The 20677-nt window shown below is 73.7% G+C and carries 18 protein-coding genes; 15 read left to right on the forward strand and 3 right to left on the reverse strand.

Features of this window, described 5'->3' with window-relative positions:
* Positions 1–38: 38 nt before the first annotated feature.
* Both uxaC and ACH0A8_RS00780 read right to left on the reverse strand, forming a co-directional pair.
* Positions 39–1478 carry a glucuronate isomerase gene (uxaC, locus tag ACH0A8_RS00775; RefSeq protein WP_406906127.1) on the reverse strand — a complete coding sequence of 480 codons (1440 nt, stop codon included), beginning with the start codon at positions 1476–1478 and terminating at the stop codon, positions 39–41.
* Between the two features lie 129 nt (positions 1479–1607).
* On the reverse strand, positions 1608–2648 hold the full coding sequence (locus ACH0A8_RS00780) for a LacI family DNA-binding transcriptional regulator (protein ID WP_066652489.1): 1041 nt from the start codon (positions 2646–2648) through the stop codon (positions 1608–1610).
* Between the two features lie 143 nt (positions 2649–2791).
* Here ACH0A8_RS00780 and ACH0A8_RS00785 point away from each other — a divergent pair, with 143 nt between their 5' ends.
* From ACH0A8_RS00785 to ACH0A8_RS00825, 9 genes are all read left to right on the forward strand, one after another.
* Entirely contained in the window at positions 2792–4144 is a 1353-nt protein-coding gene (locus ACH0A8_RS00785) for an ABC transporter substrate-binding protein (RefSeq protein ID WP_209683786.1), read from the forward strand.
* A complete protein-coding gene (locus tag ACH0A8_RS00790; RefSeq protein ID WP_066652494.1) occupies positions 4144–5157 on the forward strand; it encodes a carbohydrate ABC transporter permease in 1014 nt (337 codons plus the stop codon). Before ACH0A8_RS00785 ends, ACH0A8_RS00790 begins: the two co-directional genes overlap by 1 nt.
* The gene (locus tag ACH0A8_RS00795) at positions 5154–6101 is read left to right on the forward strand and encodes a carbohydrate ABC transporter permease (RefSeq protein ID WP_066652496.1); all 948 of its coding nucleotides are present in this window, start codon (positions 5154–5156) and stop codon (positions 6099–6101) included. Before ACH0A8_RS00790 ends, ACH0A8_RS00795 begins: the two co-directional genes overlap by 4 nt.
* Positions 6102–6226: 125 nt before the next feature.
* Positions 6227–7063, forward strand: a complete 837-nt coding sequence (locus ACH0A8_RS00800; protein WP_209683783.1) for a sugar phosphate isomerase/epimerase — start codon at positions 6227–6229, stop codon at positions 7061–7063.
* Entirely contained in the window at positions 7060–8244 is a 1185-nt protein-coding gene (locus tag ACH0A8_RS00805; protein ID WP_251154668.1) for a Gfo/Idh/MocA family protein, read from the forward strand. Before ACH0A8_RS00800 ends, ACH0A8_RS00805 begins: the two co-directional genes overlap by 4 nt.
* Positions 8241–9113: a sugar phosphate isomerase/epimerase family protein gene (locus ACH0A8_RS00810; RefSeq protein ID WP_251159916.1), complete on the forward strand. Its 873-nt coding sequence runs from the start codon at positions 8241–8243 to the stop codon at positions 9111–9113. Before ACH0A8_RS00805 ends, ACH0A8_RS00810 begins: the two co-directional genes overlap by 4 nt.
* A complete protein-coding gene (locus tag ACH0A8_RS00815) occupies positions 9110–10390 on the forward strand; it encodes a mannitol dehydrogenase family protein (RefSeq protein WP_066652516.1) in 1281 nt (426 codons plus the stop codon). Before ACH0A8_RS00810 ends, ACH0A8_RS00815 begins: the two co-directional genes overlap by 4 nt.
* Positions 10387–11742 (forward strand): D-mannonate dehydratase ManD, encoded by a 1356-nt coding sequence (gene manD / locus ACH0A8_RS00820; RefSeq protein WP_245171582.1) that lies wholly within the window; start codon positions 10387–10389, stop codon positions 11740–11742. Before ACH0A8_RS00815 ends, manD begins: the two co-directional genes overlap by 4 nt.
* A gap of 187 nt (positions 11743–11929) precedes the next feature.
* On the forward strand, positions 11930–12886 hold the full coding sequence (locus ACH0A8_RS00825) for a hypothetical protein (RefSeq protein WP_406906133.1): 957 nt from the start codon (positions 11930–11932) through the stop codon (positions 12884–12886).
* A 13-nt stretch (positions 12887–12899) separates the two neighbouring features.
* On the opposite strand, the gene ACH0A8_RS00830 is transcribed toward ACH0A8_RS00825, so the two are convergent.
* A complete protein-coding gene (locus ACH0A8_RS00830) occupies positions 12900–13511 on the reverse strand; it encodes a hypothetical protein (RefSeq protein WP_066652521.1) in 612 nt (203 codons plus the stop codon).
* Between the two features lie 115 nt (positions 13512–13626).
* On the opposite strand from ACH0A8_RS00830, the gene ACH0A8_RS00835 reads away from it, so the two are divergent.
* The 6 genes from ACH0A8_RS00835 (at position 13627) to ACH0A8_RS00860 (ending at position 20633) form a co-directional block, all read left to right on the forward strand.
* Positions 13627–14829: a sensor histidine kinase gene (locus ACH0A8_RS00835; RefSeq protein ID WP_066652525.1), complete on the forward strand. Its 1203-nt coding sequence runs from the start codon at positions 13627–13629 to the stop codon at positions 14827–14829.
* Positions 14826–15482, forward strand: coding sequence for a response regulator transcription factor (locus ACH0A8_RS00840; RefSeq protein ID WP_251159914.1), 657 nt, complete (start codon positions 14826–14828; stop codon positions 15480–15482). Before ACH0A8_RS00835 ends, ACH0A8_RS00840 begins: the two co-directional genes overlap by 4 nt.
* A gap of 10 nt (positions 15483–15492) precedes the next feature.
* A complete protein-coding gene (locus ACH0A8_RS00845) occupies positions 15493–16452 on the forward strand; it encodes a hypothetical protein (RefSeq protein WP_406906136.1) in 960 nt (319 codons plus the stop codon).
* Positions 16453–16787: 335 nt separating this feature from the next.
* Positions 16788–17420, forward strand: coding sequence for a 50S ribosomal protein L25/general stress protein Ctc (locus ACH0A8_RS00850; RefSeq protein ID WP_066652537.1), 633 nt, complete (start codon positions 16788–16790; stop codon positions 17418–17420).
* Positions 17421–17452: 32 nt separating this feature from the next.
* A complete protein-coding gene (pth, locus tag ACH0A8_RS00855) occupies positions 17453–18037 on the forward strand; it encodes an aminoacyl-tRNA hydrolase (RefSeq protein WP_058742290.1) in 585 nt (194 codons plus the stop codon).
* 160 nt (positions 18038–18197) lie between these two features.
* Positions 18198–20633 (forward strand): hypothetical protein, encoded by a 2436-nt coding sequence (locus tag ACH0A8_RS00860; RefSeq protein ID WP_406906138.1) that lies wholly within the window; start codon positions 18198–18200, stop codon positions 20631–20633.
* The last annotated feature ends 44 nt before the right edge of the window (positions 20634–20677 follow it).

Genomic DNA, 20677 nt, shown 5'->3' on the forward strand with positions numbered 1-20677 from the left:
GACCGAACACTCCGCATGTCACATGTGCGGCATCCCGCTCAGAGCTTGAACGTCGCCCGCGGGATGTCCGACGCGATCCTCCGTGCCGTCCGCACCGCGTCCTCCTCGGAGAGCTGGTGCGACACCACGAGCGACGCCAGGTACGCCGCATCGGCCCGTCGTGCCATGTCGTGCCGTGCCGGGATCGAGCAGTACGCCCGGGTGTCGTCGATGAACCCGGAGGTCTTCGTGAACCCGGCGGAGTCCGTCACCGCCGCCCGGTAGCGGCCGATCGCCGCCGGGGTGTCGATGAACCACCACGGGGCGCCCGCGTACACGGCGGGGTAGAAGCCGGCCAGGGGGCCGATCTCGCGCGAGAAGACGGTCTCGTCCACGGTGAACAGCACGAGGTGGAAGCCGGGTGCGGTCCCGAAGGCCTCGAGCAGCGGCCGGAGCGGCTCCGTGAACGCGCCGACGGCCGGCAGGTCGTGGCCCGTGTCCGGGCCGAACCGCTCGAGGGTCGGCGTGTGGTGGTTCCGGAGCACGCCCGGGTGCAGCTGCATGACGAGGCCGTCGTCGACGCTCATCTCCGCCCACCGGTAGAGCATGTCGTGGCGGTAGGCGACCGCCTCGGCCGCGGTGACGCCCGACGGGCCCTGCATCGCCGCCGCGTGGATGCGCGAGCGCTCGGTCGCGGACAGCGGCGCGGATCCCGCGTCGAGCACGCCGGTGTCGGTGGCGGTCGCGCCGTGCTCGATGAAGTACCGGCGCCGGTCCCGGAGGGCCGCCAGCAGCCCGTCGTGGTTGCCCGTGTCGATGCCGGACGCCTCGCCGATCGACGCGACCACGTGCCTCCAGTCCGGGCGTGACGGGTCGAACACGGCATCCGCGCGGAAGGTGGGGAGCACCCGACCGGTGAAGGAGGGGTCGTCGGCGAGCCGTGCGTGCGCGGCGAGGTCGTCCGCGGGGCCGTCGGTGGTCGCGAGCACCTCGATCCCGAAGGAGTCGAACAGCGCGCGGGGTCGGAGCGCCGGCGTCGCGAGCGCGGCTGCGATGCGGTCGTACTGCGCGTCCGCGTTCGCGGCCGACGGCTGCTCGGTCAGACCGAAGACGTCGTGCAGCTCTGTCTCGAACCAGTAGCGGACCGGCGTGCCGGCGAAGTCGTCCCAGTGCTCGGCGAGCCGGCGCCAGACCTCCCGGCCGTCGGGGTCCGGGTGCGTGCCCGTCAGGTCGCGGCGACCCAGTTCCTGCAACCCGACCCCGTTCGCGTGCAGCAGGCGCAGGACGTAGTGGTCGGGCGTGACCAGCAGCGCAGCGGGGTCCGGGAACGGCTGGTCGTCCGCGATGAGCGCCGCGTCGACGTGCCCGTGCGGGGAGATGATCGGGGCGTCGCGGACCGCCTCGTAGACGGTGCGGGCGACCGAGCGCGTCCCCGGGTCCGCCGGGAACAGCCGGTCGGGGTGCGGTGCGAGCGGCGTGGTCGTGCTGGTGGAGGGCATCATCGGCTCCTTCGGGCAGGCGGGCGAGGTCGGGCGAGGTCGGGCGAGCGGGCGGGCGAGAGGGCAGGCAGTCGAGCGAGGTCGGGCGAGCGGTGGGTGGGCGAGCGGGATCGAGCGGCGGTGCGGGGATCAGCGGGGCCGCACGGGTGCCGGGCCCGTGGACCCCCGGACGGTCAGGTGGGTCGGCAGCGCGACGGCGCCCGACGGGTGCTCACCCGGCGGCTCGTCGGCCGGCAGCGCATCGAGTCGACCGAGCAGCATCCGGATCGCCACCCGACCGGCGCGCTCGATCGGCGACGTCATGGTCGTCAGGGGCGGGTTGCAGAAGTCGGCACCGAAGATGTCGTCGCAGCCGACCACGCTCACGTCCTCGGGCACGCGGACGCCCCGCTCCCGGAACCGCGTCAGCATCCCGATCGCGATGAGGTCGTTGAAGGCGATGCACGCGGTGGCCCCGGCGTGCACGGCGGCGTCGGCGGCGGCCGCTCCGGAGTCGACGAACGGCGCGTGCGGGCCGACGCGGGCGACCCGGACGCCCAGACGCCCCGCCACGCGGACGAGCGCCCGCCAGCGGCGTTCGTTCGACCACGAGCTGTCCGGGCCGGCCACGTAGAGCACGTCCCGGTGCCCGAGGGAGACCAGGTGCTGCACGGCCTGCTCGACGCCTCCGGGGGTGTCGATGAGGACCGACGGCACCCCGGCCGGGCGACGGTTCACGACGACGAGCGGGGTCCGCTCGGCGAACCGGGCGATCTGCGCGTCGGACAGGCGGGACGCCGTGAGCACGGCGCCGTCGGCCTTGCCGGCGACGGCACGCAGCGCCGCGACCTCGGCCTCGGCGGACTCCTCGGTGTCGACGAGCAGCTGCGTCCACCCGGCGGCGGAGAGCTGGTGCTGCGTGCCGCGGATCACGTCGAAGTAGAAGGGGTTGGTGATGTCCGACACCAGGACGGCGACCGCCCGGGTCCGTCCCGAGGTGAGCGCCCGGGCCTGCGAGTTCGCGACGTAGCCGAGCTCGCGGGCGACCTGCTGGATCCGCTGCTGGGTGTCGCGGTTGACCCGGTCCGGCAGCGAGAGCGCGCGGGAGACCGTGGACGGGGCGACCCCGGTCGCGTCGGCGATGTCCCGGATGGTCACCCGCCGCGAGGTGTCCGTGTCTGCGCTGCTCACGAGGCGAAACTAGGCCGGCGTGGCAACAAGTGGCAACCGGTTGCCGGTTGTTGCCACGGCCGGGACAGTGGTGGCACGTCGGCAGCGCAGCCGCCGTCCCGGGCACCGTCGCCCGGGGGAGATGTCGAGGAGGACACCCCCGCATGAGCACAGGAAGACGCAGGACCCGCATCCTGGTCGGTGCCGCCGTCGTCGCCGTCGCCGCCCTCTCGCTGCAGGGCTGCGCGATCGTCGACGGCAGCGGCGACGACCCGGACACCCTCCGCGTGATGATGGGCGCGGACACGACCTACCCGAAGGAACGCGCGCAGTGGCAGCGGGAGACCGCCGCCGAGTTCGAGCGCACCACGGGTGCCGACATCCAGTGGGAGACCTACTCGACCCCGCAGGAGGAGCTCACCGCGATCCAGACCAGCGTCATCTCGGGCCAGGGCCCGGACGTCTACGCGATCGGGACGACCTTCACCCCGACCGCCTACGCCACCGGTGCCTTCGTCGAGATGGGGCCGGAGCAGTGGGACGCGGTCGGCGGCAAGGACCAGTTCGCACCGGCGTCCCTCGGCATCTCAGGTCCGAGCACGGCGGAGCAGATCGGGATCCCCTTCGCCAGCCGACCGTTCGTGATGGCCGTCAACACGGAGCTCCTCGAGCGGGCCGGGATCACGGACCTGCCGACGACCTGGGACGAGCTCACCGAGGACGCCCGGAAGACCACCGGCGACGGTACCTACGGCATGGCGATCGCCTACGCGGACGGCTTCGACCCGTGGAAGTTCGTGTGGGGGATGGCACAGAACGCCGGCAACACGATCATCGACGGTGGGAAGGCCGAGATCGACGCCCCCGCCGTCGAGCAGGCCTACCGCACCTACTTCGACTGGGTGACGGAGGACGGCGTGGTCGACCCCGCGGCGATCGGCTGGAACAACCCGCAGGCCCTCGCGCAGTTCGCCGACGGCAAGGCCGCGTTCTTCCCGATGACCACGACGACCTCCCTGAACTCGCTGCAGGGCTCGGCCGTCGACGGCAAGTACGAGTACGCCCTGCTGCCGACCGTGCCACCCGGCGCGACCGAGCGCCCCGCCGACGGCATCGAGGCGGCGAGCATCCTGTCCGGGGACAACCTCGTCGTCGCCGACTACGGCTCGAAGCAGGACCTGTCGTTCGACTTCGTGCGGCAGGTGTCCTCGCCCGAGGCGCAGGAACGCTACTTCGAGCTGTTCGGGCAACTGCCGACGAACACCGTCGCGGCGGACCGCATCGCGCAGCAGAACCCCGACCTCGCCCCCATCGTCCGCGCCGGCGAACTGTCGAAGCCCACCGCCTTCACCGGCGCCTGGTCGGACGTGCAGCTCTCGCTGGTCGACGTCGTCGTGCAGTCGATCCCGTCGCTGAAGCGCGGCGAGGTCAGCGACGACCAGCTCCGGAAGCGCCTCGCAGCGGCGCAGCGGGACGCCCAGGCAACGCTCGACCGCCAGAAGAACGGAGGGCTGTGATGACCACCACGCAGACCCGACCCCGCCAGGAGACCCCGCGGGAGGTCCGCCCGCACGGGACGACCCCGCTGTACCAGCGCGAGCGTCCGCTCTGGATGCTCCTGCCCGGCGGCGTCCTCATGCTCGCCGTCATCGTCGTACCGCTGCTCGTCGGCCTGTACATCGCGATGCTCGACCTCGACCAGTACACGCTGCGCCAGTGGTTCAGCGCCCCCTTCGTCGGGTTCGCCAACTTCGCCGAGGCCTTCACCGACTCGCCGCTCCTGCACTCGATCTGGATCTCGGTGTCCCTGTCGGTGCTCGTCACCGCGGTCACCGTCCCGATCGGTGTCGCCGCGGCGGTCTCCACGCAGAACCGGTTCCCCGGGCGCGGCCTGGTCCGGTCGATCTACCTCGTGCCGTACGTGCTGCCGGCCTTCGTCGTCGGGACGTTCTTCCGCACGATGCTCCAGCCGCAGGGCGTGGTGAACACCGTCCTCGGCACCGACGTCCTCTGGCTGAACGGCTCCGCGTCCTACTGGGCGCTCGCCGGCGTCATGGTGTGGACGAGCTGGCCGTTCGTCTACCTGCTCTCGCTCGCCGGACTGCAGGCGGTCGACAACGAGGTGCACGAGGCCGCCGCCCTCGACGGCGTGACGTGGTGGGCGAAGCTCCGCTACATCGTCTTCCCGTACCTGCGCGGACCGCTGAGCCTGGCGATCATCATCTCGATCCTGCACAACATCAACAACTTCACGCTGCCCTTCGTGCTCTTCGGCAACCCCCTGCCCTCGAGCGTCGAGGTGATGCCCGTCCTGACGTACATCGCGAGCTTCCAGTCGTTCCGCTTCGGCCTGTCCGCGGCGATGGCGATCTGCTCGCTGGTGATCGTCGCGATCCCGCTGTTCGTCTACCTCCGGGCCGTCAAGCTCGACACCGGAGACGACGCGGGCCCCACCCGGAAGCAGCGTCGCGCGGACCGCGCCCTGCTCGCCGCCCCGGCCGCCGCCGACCTCGAGGGAGCCCGCGCATGAGCGCCTTCAGCCAGACCCGCACCCGTCCGACCGCGACGCTCACCGAGAGCATCACCGCCGGTGGCGCGAAGCGCCCGAAGCGTCCGTACGACACCGACGTCACCCGGCTGCTGCCGCGGTGGCTGCTGGTCACCGTGATCGCGGTCCTCGTCGCGTTCATCGCCGTGCCGGTGCTGTACATCCTGTTCGGCTCGGTGAACTCGGACGTCGCGGTCGCCCGCGGCGAGTACTTCCCGTCCGAGTTCACGCTGTCGAACTACGTGGCGATCTGGGACACCGTGGCGCTCGGGCAGGGCCTGGTGAACTCCCTGCTCACCGCCGGTGCGGTGGCGGTCGCGAGTGCGGCGCTCGCCGTGTCCACCGCCTACGTGCTCGTCCGGTTCCGGTTCCTCGGCAGGCTGACGATCCTCCGCGGGCTGCTCGCCCTGCAGTCGATCCCCGGCACCCTGCTGCTCCTGCCCGTCTTCGTGGTCTTCGCCAACATCGCGAGCGCCACCGGCGTGCAGGTGATCGGCACCCGCTGGGGCCTCTTCGTCACCTACCTGACGTTCGCCCTGCCGTTCTCGACGTGGGTGATGGTGACGTACCTGCGCGGTCTGCCGAAGGAGCTCGAGGAGGCGGCCCGCATCGACGGCGCCTCGAGCACCCGCATCCTGCGGAGCGTCGTGCTGCCCCTCTCGTGGCCCGGCATCGTGGTCTCGGCGATCTTCGCCTTCCTGCTCGGCTGGAACGACGTGCTCTTCAGCACGATCATGACGACCCCGAACACCCGCACGGTCGCCGTGGTGCTGCAGGTGCTCGGCACCGCCCAGGAGGGCGGCGCCGTCCCGATCTACGGCCAGATGATGGCCGCGTCGATCGTCTGCGCCGTGCCGGTCGTCGCGCTCTACCTCATCTTCCAGCGCTACCTGGTCGGCGGGCTCACCGCCGGCTCCGTCAAGTGACCTGGTCGGCGGGCAGAACCCGTCGAGGCCGCCGGCTCCGTCACGTAGCGAACGCAACCACACGACGGACGGGAGGCGCGGTGCCGGCCCGCCACGCGCCTCCCGTCCGACAAGGAAGGAACACGATGACCCAGCCAACGTGGGAGCTCTCCGGCTTCGGCGACGAGATCGATGCCGACCCGGCCGTCCAGGTCGCGGTGCTGCAAGCGCTCGGCGCGAGTGCGATCGAGGTGCGCAGCGCCTGGGGCACCAACGTCGTCGACCTCGACGACGACCAGCTCGCCGGCCTCCACCGCCTGTTCGAGGAGCGCGGGCAGACCGTGTCCGCGATCGCCTCGCCGATCGGCAAGGTGGTCGTCGACCGGCCCGTCGAGCACGAGGTCGAGCGGCTGGGCCGCGCGATCGCGGCCGCGCACGCGCTCGGCACGACGAACATCCGGATCTTCTCGTTCTACTTCGACGGGCGCACGGCGGACGAGGTGCGCGACGACGTCATGGTCCGGATGCGTGCGCTCGCCGACCTCGCCGAGCGCGAGGGCGTCACCCTGCTGCACGAGAACGAGAAGGACATCTACGGCGACGTCCCCGAGCGCGTGCTCGACATCGTCGAGAGCGTCGGGTCGAGCGCGCTGCGGCTCGCCTGGGACAACGCGAACTACGTGCAGTGCGGCGTCCGGCCGTTCACCGACGGCTGGGCGCAGCTCGCGCCGTACGTCGACTACCTGCAGGTGAAGGACGCCCTGGCCGCCGACGCGTCCGTCGTCCCGGCGGGGGAGGGCGACGGCGAACTGCTCGAGACCCTGACCGCCCTCCGCGACGCCGGCTACTCCGGGTACGCCTCCCTCGAACCGCACCTCAGCGACGTCACCTCCCTCGGCGGGTTCTCCGGCCCCGCGGCCTTCGGCCGTGCCGGACGGGCCTTCCGTTCCCTCACCGACCAGATCGGAGTCACCCTGCGATGAGCACCCCCCTGAAGTTGGCGGTCGTCGGCGCCGGCGTCATCGGACGCCACCACGCCCGCGTCGCCGTGCAGCACCCGGACCTGCAGGTCGTCGCCCTCGTCGACGCCGTCCCCGCAGCCGCCACCGGCGCGGCGGACGAGATCGAGGCGACGGGCGCCGACCGGCCCGTCACCACCGCGACCGTCGAGGAGGCCATCGCGCAGACCGACATCGACGTCGTCGCGATCTGCTCCCCGTCCGGCATGCACGTCCAGCTGGCCGAGGCGGCGCTCGCCGCGGGCAAGCACGTCGTCATCGAGAAGCCGCTCGACACCACGATGCCCCGGGCGCGCCAGATCGCGGCGCTCGCCGCGGACGCCCGCTCGCGTGGGGTGACGGCGAGTGTGATCAGCCAGCACCGCTTCGACCCGGCCTCGGTCGCGGTCGCGGGAGCCGCGCACGGCGGCGACTTCGGCACCGTGACCTCCGGCGTCGCGAGCGTCGCCTGGTACCGCTCGCAGGGCTACTACGACTCGGGCGACTGGCGCGGCACCTGGGCGCTCGACGGCGGCGGCGCGGTGATGAACCAGGGCGTGCACACCGTCGACCTGCTCGTCTGGGCACTCGGTCGTCCCGAGGAGATCTCGGCGCAGGTCGGGCTCCTCGCGCACGACCGCATCGAGGTCGAGGACACCGCGGTCGCGACCGTCCGGTTCCGCGGCGGCGCGCTCGGCGTCATCCACTGCACGACCGCCGCCTACCCGGGACTCTCCGCGCGCTACGCGGTGTACGGCACGCACGGTTCGGCGATCGTCGACGACGACCGGCTCGCGTACTTCCACGTCGCACCGGACGCGGCGACGCTCGAGTCCGCGTCGACCACGGCGAACGCCACCGCGGTCGCCGACGCCGTCGACCAGAAGCACGACGTCGTCCCGCCGGAGCACGTCGTCGGCGGCCCGCCGGAGCCCGACCACTTCGCCGCGGGGCACGCCCGCCAGTACACGGACATCGTCGCCGCGATCCGCGAGGGGCGCGACCCCGGCGTGACCGTCGACGACGCCCTCGTGTCGCTCGCGACCGTCCGCGGCCTGTACGTCAGCGCGACCCTCGGGCAGCCGGTCCGGATCGACGACGTCATCGAGGGGAAGTACGACGACGTCGAACCGGTCGTCGCTCCCCGGGAAGGAGCAGTCCGGTGAAGTTCTCCGTGTTCACCGCGTCCACGCCCGACTGGACCCCGTCGCAGGCAGCCGACACCCTCGCCGAGCAGGGCTGGGACGGCATCGAGTGGCGGATCGTCGACGACCGCACCGAGGACGGCTCGTCCGGCTTCTGGGCCGGCAACCGGTCGACCTGGCAGTTCACCGGCATCGCGGACCGGGTCGGCGAGATCGCCCGCACCACCGCCGCCGCAGGCCTGCAGTACTCGGGCATCGGCGGCTACCAGCCGGTGTCCGACCACGAGGGCGTCGAGACGATGCTCCGGGTGACGAGCGAACTCGGCGCCCGCCAGGTGCGCGTCACCATGCCCTGGTACCAGCGGGAGCGCGAGCGGACCGGTGCCACCTACGGGGAGCTCTTCGACCGCACGCGCGCCGACCTCGAGTGGGCGGCGGTGCGTGCTGCCGCGCTCGGTGTCAAGGCACTCGTCGAGCTGCACCACATGACGATCACCCCGTCCGCGTCGGCCGCGCTCCGGCTCGTCGACGGGCTCGACCCCGAGCACGTCGGCGTCATCCACGACCTGGGGAACCTCGTGATCGAGGGGCAGGAGGACCACCTCGCGGCCTTCGAGCTCCTCGGGCCGTACCTCGCCCACGCGCACGTGAAGAACGCACGGTGGGTCGACACCGGCGAGACCCGGGCCGACGGCAGCCGGATCTGGCGGAACGAGTGGGCACCGCTGCGCGACGGCCAGGCGTCGGTGTCCGAGTACCTCGACGCCCTGCGACGGCACGGGTACGACGGCTGGGTCACCATCGAGGACTTCTCGACCGACCTGCCGCTCGCCGAGCGCACCGCCGACAACCTGGCGTACCTGCGCTCCCTGGTCCCGGTGACCGCATGAGTCGGCGCCCCGGCATCGCCCACCTCGGCATCGGCGCGTTCGCGCGCGCCCACCTCGCCTGGTACACGCAGCACGCCAGCGGTGATCCGTGGGGGATCACCGCCTTCACCGGGCGCTCGCCCGGGGCAGCCGATGCGCTCGCCGGCCAGGACTGCCGGTACACGCTGGTGACGCGAGCGGCCGACGGCGACACGGCCGAGGTGGTCGACTCGATCGTGGCGGCGCACCCCGGCGGCGACGGCACGGCCTGGAGGCACGTGGTCGCGTCCCCGGGGACGACCATCGTCACGCTGACGGTCACCGAGGCCGGCTACCGCGCCGACGCCGACGTGCCGGCCCGGTTGGTCGACGGGCTCGCCGCACGCCGGGCCGCCGACGGCGGACGCATCGCCCTGGTGTCGCTCGACAACCTGACGCACAACGGCGCCGTGCTCCGCGAGGCGGTGCTGGGGGCGACGGACGACCCGGCACTCCGGTCGTGGATCGAGTCGTCCGTCGCCTTCCCGTCGTCGATGGTGGACCGGATCACGCCGGCCACCACCGCCGCCGACCTCGACGAGATCGGCGACCTGCCCGGGGCGTTCGACGGCGACCGTGTGCCCGTGGTCACGGAACCCTTCGCCGAGTGGGTGCTCGAGGACGTGTTCGACGGCATCGACCGCCCCGAGTGGGAGACCGCCGGCGTCCGGCTCGTGCCCGACGTCACCCCGTACGAGCAGCGGAAGCTCTGGCTGCTCAACGGGGCGCACTCGCTCCTGGCGTACCTCGGCCTGCTGCTCGGCCACGACACGGTGGCGTCGGCGATGGACGACCCACGCTGCCGGACCGCCGTCGAGCAGCTCTGGGACGAAGCCGCCGCCGAACTCCCGCTGCCGGCCGACGAGGTCGCCGACGCCCGGGCCGCGCTCGTCGAGCGGTTCGCAAACCCGCGCATCCGGCACACCCTGCGCCAGATCGCGTCCGGCGGCTCGCAGAAGCTGCCCGTCCGCGTCGTCGACGTCCTGCGTCGGCGACTCGAGCGCGACCCCGACGCCGGGGTCGGCCCGGGAGCCGCGACCCTGCTCGCCGCCTGGTGGGTGCACTGCACCACGCAGGCCGAGCTGGTGGACGACGCCGGAGCACCCGGGCCAGACTCGGACGTGCACGACGTCCTGGGGGTCGTCGCGCCCGACCTCGACACCACCCCCGTGGTGGCCGCCGTCACCGCGGCCGCCGAACGCATCCGCGCCGCCGCGGCACCAGCACGCGGCCCCGTCGACGAAGGAGTCCACGCATGACCGACACCGGCACCACGAACCCCGCTGCGCCCGTCCCCGGCGCTGCCGACGGCGGCGCGGCGACGGACCCGACCGCCGGCCGACCGGACACCTGGGCGTCGGCCGACCGCGGACAGCTCATCGACCGGGCGGAGGTCATCGTCACGAGTCCGGACCGCAACTTCGTCACCCTGCGGATCACCACCGCCGACGGTGTCACCGGGCTCGGCGACGCCACCCTCAACGGCCGTGAGCTCGCCGTGTCCGCGTACCTGTCCGAGCACGTCGTCCCGCTGCTCGTCGGGCGGGACGCCAGCCGCATCGAGGACGCCTGGCAGTTCCTCTACCGCTCGTCGTACTGGCGCCGGGGCCCGGTCACGATGGCCGCCATCGCGGCCGTCGACATGGCGCTGTGGGACATCAAGGCCAAGGTCGCCGGGATGCCGCTCTACCAGCTGCTCGGCGGGGCGTCGCGCACCGGACTCATGGCGTACGGCCACGCCTCGGGCAAGGAGTTGCCGGAGCTCTTCGACTCGATCCGCGAGCACCAGGAGGAGGGCTACCGGTCCATCCGCGTGCAGACGGGCGTCCCCGGGCTCGAGAGCATCTACGGCATCGCGTCGAACCGGACGACCGAGGGCAACGCCGGCGTCCGGTACGACTTCGAGCCGGCACAGCGGGGTGCGTTCCCGGCGATGGAGGACTGGGACACCCGTGCCTACCTGCGCCACGTGCCGACCGTGTTCGAGGCCGTCCGGAACGAGTTCGGGCCCGAGCTGCCGCTCCTGCACGACGGCCACCACCGGATGACCCCGCTGCAGGCGGCCAAGCTCGGCAAGAGCCTGGAGCCGTACGACCTGTTCTGGCTCGAGGACTGCACCCCCGCCGAGAACCAGGAGGCGCTCAAGCTCGTCCGGCAGCACACCACCACGCCGCTCGCGATCGGCGAGGTCTTCAACACGATCTGGGACTTCAAGGACATCATCCGCGACCAGCTCATCGACTACGTGCGCGGCGCCGTGACCCACATGGGCGGCGTCACCCCGCTGCGCAAGACGATGGACTACGCCGCGATGTACCAGATCAAGTCCGGGTTCCACGGGCCGACGGACATCTCACCCGTCGGACTCGCCGCGCAGATGCACCTCGGGATGGCGATCCACAACTTCGGCATCCAGGAGTACATGCAGCACGGACCGAGGACGAACCAGGTGTTCCGGCAGACGTTCACCTTCACGGACGGGTACCTGCACCCGGGCGACGAGCCGGGCCTCGGCGTGACGCTCGACGTGGACGAGGCGGGGAAGTACCCGTACGAGCAGGCGTACCTGCCGTTCAACCGCCTGGCCGACGGCACCGTCCACGACTGGTAGTCCGACGCCGGACCGGCGGCCGACCCCGCCCCCGCCCCCGCCCCCGCCCCCGAGCGGGCGGCGTACGGCACGGTCGCGCACGACGGTGACGTACGCGGCCCGCTCGGTGGAGGACGTGCGGCGTGTCCTGCCCGGTCGCTCGTGGTTCCGCCGAGAGCGCGGGTGAGCCGACGGGCATGCTGGGGGCATGGAGTTCGCGGACGAGGCGAGGGAACTGCTCCTCGTCGCGCCCGCCGACTTCGTGCGGGAGCGCACCACGCGGCAGCGTGCGGTGCGGAAGGACGACCGAGCGCTCGCGACGCGCCTCGGCGGTCTGCGCAAGCCCGCGCCCGCGGCGTGGGTGGTCGACCTGCTCGCGCACGAGGGCGCCCTGGACGAGGCGGTCGAGCTCGGGCCCGCGATCCGGCAGGCCCAGGCGGATGCGGACCCCGACGAGATCCGACGGCTCCGCCGCCAGCGGTCCGACGTCGTCGCCGCGCTGGCGCAGGCGGGGGCCGACCTGGCGTCCGACGCCGGGCACCCGCTGACATCCGCCGTCCTCGACCAGGTCCGCGCGACGATCGAGGCTGCGATGGCCGACGGACACGCGGGCGCCGCCGTCCGGTCCGGCCTGCTCGTCCGACCGCTCGAGAGCGCCGGGTTCGACGACGTCGACCTCGACGGGGCACTGGCCGATCCCGACGCGGTCCCGGACGCGTGGTCCGGTACCGACGCCGAACCCATCCCGATCACCAGCGCGCGGCGATCCCGGAAGGGGAGCCGAGCCTCCCGGCCGGAGCCGGAGCCGGAGCCGGAGCCGGAGCTGCAGCCGGAGCCGCAGTCCGAGCCGGAGCCGGAGCCGGAAGCCGAACCGCAGGCCGAACCCGGACCGCGTACCGACCCCGCTGCCGAGCGCCGCGCCGCTCGCGAGGCCGAGGCGACCGCTCGGGCCGAGTCCCGCGATGCCGACGCGGCCCTCGACGCGGCGGAGCAGGAACTCGAGGCCGCCGAGGACCGTCGTGCCGAGCTCGAACGGCAGCTCGCCGAAGCAGTCGTCGAGGTCGAGCGGGCCGAACGCGCGCGCGACGAGGCAGCGGACGCGAGTGACCGCGCGCGGGACCTCCTGCGCGCCGCGCAGCACCACCGCCGAGACGTCGGTCGCTGACCGGTGACGACCCTCAGGCACCAGCCGATCGCTCGGAACGCACCTCCGCGACGAGCCGCTGCACGCGCGACCACCGACGACGCTCAGCGACGGCGAGGACGACCACCAGGACGGCGGTCGCGAGGACGATGGCGGGGACGAGCGGCCCCGGGGAGCCGAGCAGGACGATCCCCAGTCCGACGAGGCTCGGCAGGGTCGCCGCCGACGTCCGGCGCTGCCACCGGGTGATCGCGTCGACCAGGTCGACCGATCGCGGCGTGGGTACCTCCGCACCGCGGAGCTGTCGGCGGAGGTCCCGACGATCGGCAGCCCCGAGGAGTGCGACCGGAGACCGGGCAGGGAGGAACGGTTCGAGTCGCCCGCGCCGTCGAGCGACCGACCACGCCCCGACCGCCACGACCCACCCGAGGACCGCGACGGCGACGCGCCAGTCGAGCCCACCGAGGACCGCGAGCGGCACGTCGATGCCGGCCACCAGCGTCGCGGCGGCGGCGAGGGCGGCCTGGATCGACGGCCCGCGTCCCCGCCTCGGTCCGCGGGCGAGCGCTTCGGCTGCGCGCGCCGCCGCTGCCCACCGGTCGTCGGTGGCCGGGTCGCGCGCGGGCAGGGACTCGTTCGTCGACACGCCCCGACGCTAGCGACGCGTCCTGACCGCAGGGCTCGACGGCACCTCATCCACTCGGATGAAAGGTGCCGCCCGAGCTCGCAGCCGCGTCGACGCCCGCCCTACGCTCGCCGACATGACCTCCTTCCTGCGTCGCCGCGTCCGGCACGTGCTGCCTCCGGTCGTCGGTGCCGTGTACCTGGTGCTCTGGATCGTCGCCGAGGCCGGACGCTCCGAGCTGACCGGGCACGTGCTCGTCGTCGCCGCGTTCGCCGTCGCCATCGGGTTGACGAACTGGATGCCCGCGACGGCGCTCGGCCTGGTCGTGGTGGTCCCGCTGCTGCAGGCGCTGCACCTGCTCGACCGCCCGCGCGCGACGACGTGGCCGGAGTACCTGGCGATCGCGATCGTCGTGGGCGTCGTCGGTGCAGGGCGGTCGGGGCTGCTCCGGTGGCTCGCGGTCCCGGTGCTCGGCGTCGCGAGCATCGCCGCCGCCTGGGCGATGGCGGTGCCGACGGTCGCCGACCCCGACGTCTGGGGCAACTGGACCGGGGCGCACTCGGGGACGCGGAGTGACCTCGTGCTCCTGTCGCTGGCGATCGCCGGCGCGAGCGGCATCGCCTGGGCCGCCGGCGTCGCCGTCGGTGCAGCGTGGCGGATCGGCCTCGCCAGGACCCGCGTCGTCGCGGCCGAGCGGGAGACCGAGGTCACGACCGCCGAGCTCCGCGCGGAACAGGAACGCGCCAGGATCGCCCGCGACGTGCACGACTCGCTCGCACACTCGCTCGCCGTGGTGGTCTCGCAGGCCCAGGGCGCCGCGGCGATCGCCGGTGCCGGCGCACCGGCAGCGACGGCCCTCCGCGACATCGCCGACGTGAGCCGGAGCGCCCTCGGCGACGTCCGTGCACTCGTCGAACGCATCCAGGGCACCGGGTCGGTGGCGGTGCACGGCCTCGTGGACGTCCCCGACCTCGTCGAGGACATGCGCGACCTCGGCATGCGTGCGACGTTCGAGCAGCACGGTGTGCCCGGAGCCGTCGGCACGGCGACCGGGGGAGCGGTGCACCGGATCGTGCAGGAGAGCCTGACGAACGTCCTCAAGCACCAGGGGCGGACGGCGTCGACCCGCGTCGTGCTCGACTGGCGCGGCCCGGGCCTCGGCATCGTGGTCACCTCGCGAGGGGACGCGCCCCTGGTGCAGCTCGACGGCGCGGGCTCGGGCATCGAGGGCATGCGGGAGCGGGCACGGCTCGCCGGCGGGTGGCTCCGGGCCGGTGCGGGTGACGACGCCGACGAGTTCGTCGTGACCGGTTGGGTGCCCGTCGAGGACGCCCGGTGAGCGCGATCCGCGTCGCCGTGGTCGACGACCAGCACCTCTTCGCCTCCGGCATGCGGATGCTCGTCGAGGCCCAGGACGACATGGTCTGCGTCGGCACCGCTGCCGACGGCGCCGCGGCGCTCGAGCTCTGCGCCGACGAGGACCCCGACGTCCTGCTCCTGGACCTCCGCATGCCGGTGCTGAACGGCATCGAGACCACCGCACGCCTGGCCGCGCAGGGCGGAGACCGCCCGAGGGTCGTGGTGTTGACGACGATCCGCCGCGACGAGGCCGTGCTCGCCGCCCTCCGTGCGGGAGCGGCGGCGTTCCTGACGAAGGACGCCCTGCCCGAGGTGGTGCTCGGCACGATCCGCGACGTCCACGAGGGGCGTCCGGCGCCGACCGAGGCCGAGGCGCTCGACCTGCTCCGCGCCGACGGGACCCTCGTCGAGACCCCGCGCCCGGACGAGGTGCTCGACGTCCTCACCGCCCGGGAGCGCGAGGTCTTCCTGCTCGTCGCGAAGGGGCTCAGCAACCAGGAGATCGCGGCGACCGTGTTCCTCAGCGAGGCCACGGTCAAGACGCACGTCCGCGCGGTGCTCACGAAGCTCGGACTCCGGAACCGGATCCAGGTCGTCATCACCGCACACGAACGCGGACTCGTCCGCGCCTAGGGGGAACACCATGCGCATCACCCAGCGTGCCGCGAAGTCCGGCGCACTCGTCCTCGTCCTCGCCGGCCTCGGGGGAGCCGTGCTGCACAGCCTGCCCGAGCCCGCCGACCACGCCGTCCGCCCGACGGTGGAGCGCGACCTCGACACGTGGTCGATGCCGCTCGACGGCTACGCCCGGCCCGCGGTCGACGAGACGTCCTACGCTGAGGAACTGGTCGCGGAGCCGTGTCTCGAGCGGCTCGGGATCGACGGGGCACCACCGTGGGCGACGGTCTCGGGGCTCCGCGCACTGAGCGAAGCGGACGACCCGGCGGTCCGCGGCAACACCGCGCCGGCACTCGCGACGACGAAGCCGCTGCTGCCCGCACTGGCCGAGCGCCGCGGGTACCACCTCACGTCGACCATCGGCGCGAACGTCGAGGCGAGACGGTCGTGGGCCGGCTCTCCCGAGCGGACCGCGGTCATCGCGGCAGCGCCGCGGGACGCGGTCGCCGGCTGCTGGCACCAGGCCCGTCGGACGCTCGGCACGAACGGGCGCGGCGTGGAGCAGAGCACCGAGGTGGCCGAGCGGCTCACCGCCCTCGCCGCCGCCGACGCCCGTCAGGACGCATCGGTCGAGGCGACGACGGGCGCCTGGCACCGCTGCATGTCCACGGCCGGTCTGGTCGACCTCCCCGTGGCGCCGAGCGGCCTCCCGTCGCAGTCGATGCTCATGGACTACGGCCTGAACTTCCGTGAGGGTGAGGTCACGAAGCCCGAGATCGCCCTCGCCGAGCACGACCTGGCCTGCCAGCAGTCGTCCGGCTACCGGGAGGCGCTCTACGACGCGCAGTGGTCCCGGCTCCTCCACGTCACCGCCACCGACGCCGCCGTGCTGGCAGCCGCCCGGCCGGACCAGCTCGCGGTCGCCGACCGCGTCGCCAGGACGATCGAGCGACTGGCGCCGGAGGCACCGGAGGGCGTCGACTGACGGGCACCGGCGACAGACCCGCGGTCGCGGGCAGGTGGACCTGGGGGGACCGGTCCGCGACCGTGCGCAGGGACGGACGGGAGGCTCGTGGCGGCACCGCCACGAGCCTCCCGTCCGGTGGTGGGCGGTGCCGCGGTGCGACACGCCCGACGTCCCCTGCTAGACTCACAAACCGACTTCGGCGAGGGCCGCGCAGCGCGCGGCCGTGATCGACGCGGTAGGGAGACCCGGCCCAGTCCTGGGAGCGTTCCTCACGCGTGCACGCGTTCGAGTTGCAACACCACAGACCCCCCGATGCCGGCACCCCGGCGTCGACCCCGACACCAGGAGGCACCATGGCCGACTACACCAAGCTCGCAGCGGAGACCCGCACCAAGTTCGGCAAGGGCGCTGCGCGCAAGCTCCGCGCCGCCGACAAGATCCCCGCGGTCGTCTACGGCCACGGCACCGAGCCGCAGCACATCACCCTCCCGGGCCACGAGACGATGCTGCTCGTCCGTACCGCCAACGCGGTCGTCGACCTCGACATCGAGGGTGCGGCCCAGCTCGCCCTCGTCAAGGACGTCCAGCGCGACCCGGTGCGCCAGATCATCGAGCACATCGACCTCGTCGTCGTGCGCCGTGGCGAGAAGGTCACCGTCGACGTCCCCGTCGTCGTCGAGGGCGAGTCGTTCTCCGGCACGATCCACGTCCAGGACCTCTCCTCGGTCTCGCTCCTCGTCGAGGCGACCGACATCCCGGAGCACGTGACCGTCGACGTCGAGGGCCTCGAGGACGGCACCCAGGTGCTGGCCTCGCAGCTCGAGCTGCCGACCGGCGCCGAGCTCGAGACCGACGGCGAGGCGCTCGTCGTGCAGATCGTCACCCCGCGTGGCACCGCTGACGACGACGCTGCCGACGAGGCCGCTGCCGAGGCGGGCGCCGAGGCCGGCGCCGAGGGCGGCTCCGCCCCGGTCGACTCCGAGTAACACACCCTCCGCGGAACGTCTGGCCGACGCTGATGACAGGAACGACCCTCGTCGTGGTCGGGCTCGGGAACCCCGGGCCCGGCTACGCGGGGAACCGTCACAACGTCGGCCAGATGGTCCTCGACGAACTCGCCGCCCGCATGGGTGCGACGTTCAAGAAGCACAAGACGCCGAACCAGGTCGCCGAGGGGCGCCTGGTGCCCGGCGGACCGAAGCTCGTCCTGGCGAAGCCGGGATCCTTCATGAACACCTCGGGTGGCCCGGTCTCGAGCGTGCTCGGGTTCTACAGCGCCACCCCGGCGGACCTGGTCGTCGTCCACGACGAACTCGACCTGCCGTTCGACACCGTCCGTCTCAAGGGCAGCGGCGGGCACGGCGGCCACAACGGGCTCCGCGACATCATCAAGGCGACCGGCACGAACGAGTTCACCCGGGTGCGGATCGGCATCGGCCGTCCCCCGGGTCGCCAGGACCCCGCCGACTACGTCCTGCGTGACTTCTCGCCGACCGAGAAGAAGACGCTGCCGAACCTGCTCGCCGACGGCGCCGACGCCGTCGAGGCGATCGCGGAGCTCGGGCTCCTCGCCGCGCAGCAGCGCGTGCACGCGCCCTCCTGACGCGTCCGGTCGAGTTCGCGGATCCGGCCGGGAGGCACGGTGTGGGTCGTCCACGCTGCTGTCCGGTTCCCGCCGGGTCCCCGAACTGGGGGACCGTCACGTCCCCCGGTCGTCGGTAGGTTCGCCGTCGGGGCGACCGTCCCGACGAGGAGGGGGCGACGTGGGGCGAGCACGACACCGGGCAGGACCGACAGACGTCGCACAGCGCTCCGGCACGGGGGTGCGTGCGGTCCTCGCCGTCGTCCCGGCCGCGGTCGCGCTCATCGCGGTCGGCATGGCCTCCCTGCTCACCCAGGACGGCGCGGTCGCAGCGACCGAGACCTGGACACCGACGAGCGCCGAGTCGTCCGCGCCACCGGTCGCGAGCAGCTTCTCCGCCCCGAACGACGTGCACCACGACGTCGACGGACGACTCCTGGTCGCCGACTTCGCCGGGAACGGCCTGCTGCGCCGCGGACTCGACGGCACCTGGAGCGTGGTCGCTCCGTTCGGCACGGCGCCGGGCGACATGTGGAACCCGTCGGCCGTGACCACCCTCGACGACGGCCGCATCCTCGTCGCCGAGGCCGGGCGGCGGTCGATCACGCTCCTCTCCCCGGACGGGCTCGTCGTCTCCCGGTGGGCCCCGCCTCCGAGCGGACGAGCCGTCTCCGAACTCGCGGTGCAGGGGACGACGGTCTTCGCGGCCGTGCCCGGCAGCGGATCGCTCTGGACGGCCGAGCTCGGCAGCGGGACGTGGACGGCGGTCGCGGGTCCGTGGTCCGACCCGAGCGGCGTCGCGATCTCCGCCGACGGTGGAACGCTCACCGTGACGGACGCCGGACCCGACGAGGTGTGGCAGGTCGACCGCGCGTCGGGCGTCGTCAGCGCGCTCGGGTTCCCGGCCGACGGGCAGACCCGGCTCCGCGGGGTGGCGGTCGACGACGGGGACGTCTTCGTCGTGGACAACGGGAACGGTCGCGTCTGGTCGGACGCCGGTGGCGCGTGGGCTCCGGCGTTCTCGACGGCGCCCGACGGATCGGCACTCGCGAACCCGACCGCCGTGTCCGTCGGCCCGGGTCGGAGCCTGGTCGTGGCGGACTACAACCGGCAGCGGATCGTCACCGCGACGTCGTCCGGCCGCGTGGAGGAGAGCCCGGGCACGAGCCCGACCGCGCCGACGGCGGAGCCCCTGCCGTCGGACACCCTGACGCCCGAGCCGACGGCTGGCCCCACGACCGCCCCGTCTCCCGGACCTTCGGCGGAGCCGACGACTCCGGCGACCGGCGAGCCGACGACGCCGGCGAGCAGTGACCCGAGCAGCGGTTCGACCCCCTCGCCGACGGCCGACCCGACCGACCCGCCGACGGCGGAGCCGACCGTCTCGCCGACGGCCGACCCGACCGACCCGCCGACGCCTGACCCGACCGCAGAGCCGACCGCCTCGCCGACGTCCGACCCGACGGGGGAGACCACCCCCGATCCGACGTCGGAACCGACCGCTGCACCGACGTCCGACCCGACGGGGGAGCCCACCCCCGGGCCGACGTCGGAACCGACCGCAGCGCCGACGTCGGATCCGACCGACCAGCCGACGCCGGCGACCGACGAGCCCACCCCCGCCCCCACGGGTGAGCCGACCGACGAGCCCTCCGACGAGCCGAGCGCGACGCCGACGGTGACCCCTGCACCGACCTCGTCGCCCTCCCCGACCGACGATCCCACCGCGGAGCCGACCGCCACGCCGCAGCCCGTCCCCTCGACGGAGCCCGGTCCCTCGACGGACCCGGAGCCGACCGACGAGCCGGGCCCCACCCCGACGCCGCCCGGACCGACCACCCCGGAGCCGACCCCGACGCCGTCGGGCACCCCGGGCGCGACACCGACGACCGACCCGGACCCCCGACCCGAGCCGGATCCCGACCCGACGTGGGGGGCGAGCGCGACCCCGACCCCCTCCGCCCCGGCCACGGCAGGACCGCTCCCGACCGGGACACCCTCGACGGGAGCGCAGCCGTCGCCCGCACCGTCCCCGACGGCCGAGCCGACCGCGGGGCCGGAGCCCGGAGCGACCTCCGCGCCGGAGCCGACCACCGCGCCCGGACCGACCACCGCGCCGGAGCCGACCACGGCGCCCGGACCGACGACCGCGCCGGAGCCGACCACCGCCCCCGAGCCGACCACCGCGCCCGGACCCACCACGGCGCCCGAACCGGGGGCGACCACCGCCCCGGAGCCCGGACCGTCGCCCGCGCCCGACGTCTCGTCCGGACCCACCCCCGGTCCGACCGGCGCCCCCGGACCGACGCCCGCACCCGACCCCGACCCGTCGCCCGGCCCGGGCGGCACCACCGGCGGGGGAGGACCGACCGCCCCGACCCCGAGCGACCCGACCCCGAGCGCCGACCCGGGGGCGGCCCCCGGCCGCGGCGGGACCACCGGCGTGACGGGTGCCGACGCGGCGGACGGTGCCGCGCCTCCCGACCGGGCCGGCTCCCCGTCTGCGGACCGCAGCCCGACCAGCCTCGCCTGGACCGGCGCCGCACCCGTCGCGCCCGCGCTGCTCGTGGCCGCGCTGCTCGTCCTGATCGGGTCCCGACTCCGTCGCCGCAGCTGACCGTGTTCGCCGCCCGCGCACGCCGGGCCGGGTGTCGGACGACG

Source organism: Curtobacterium sp. 179-B 9B NHS (genome assembly GCF_045370965.1).
Taxonomy (GTDB): domain Bacteria; phylum Actinomycetota; class Actinomycetes; order Actinomycetales; family Microbacteriaceae; genus Curtobacterium.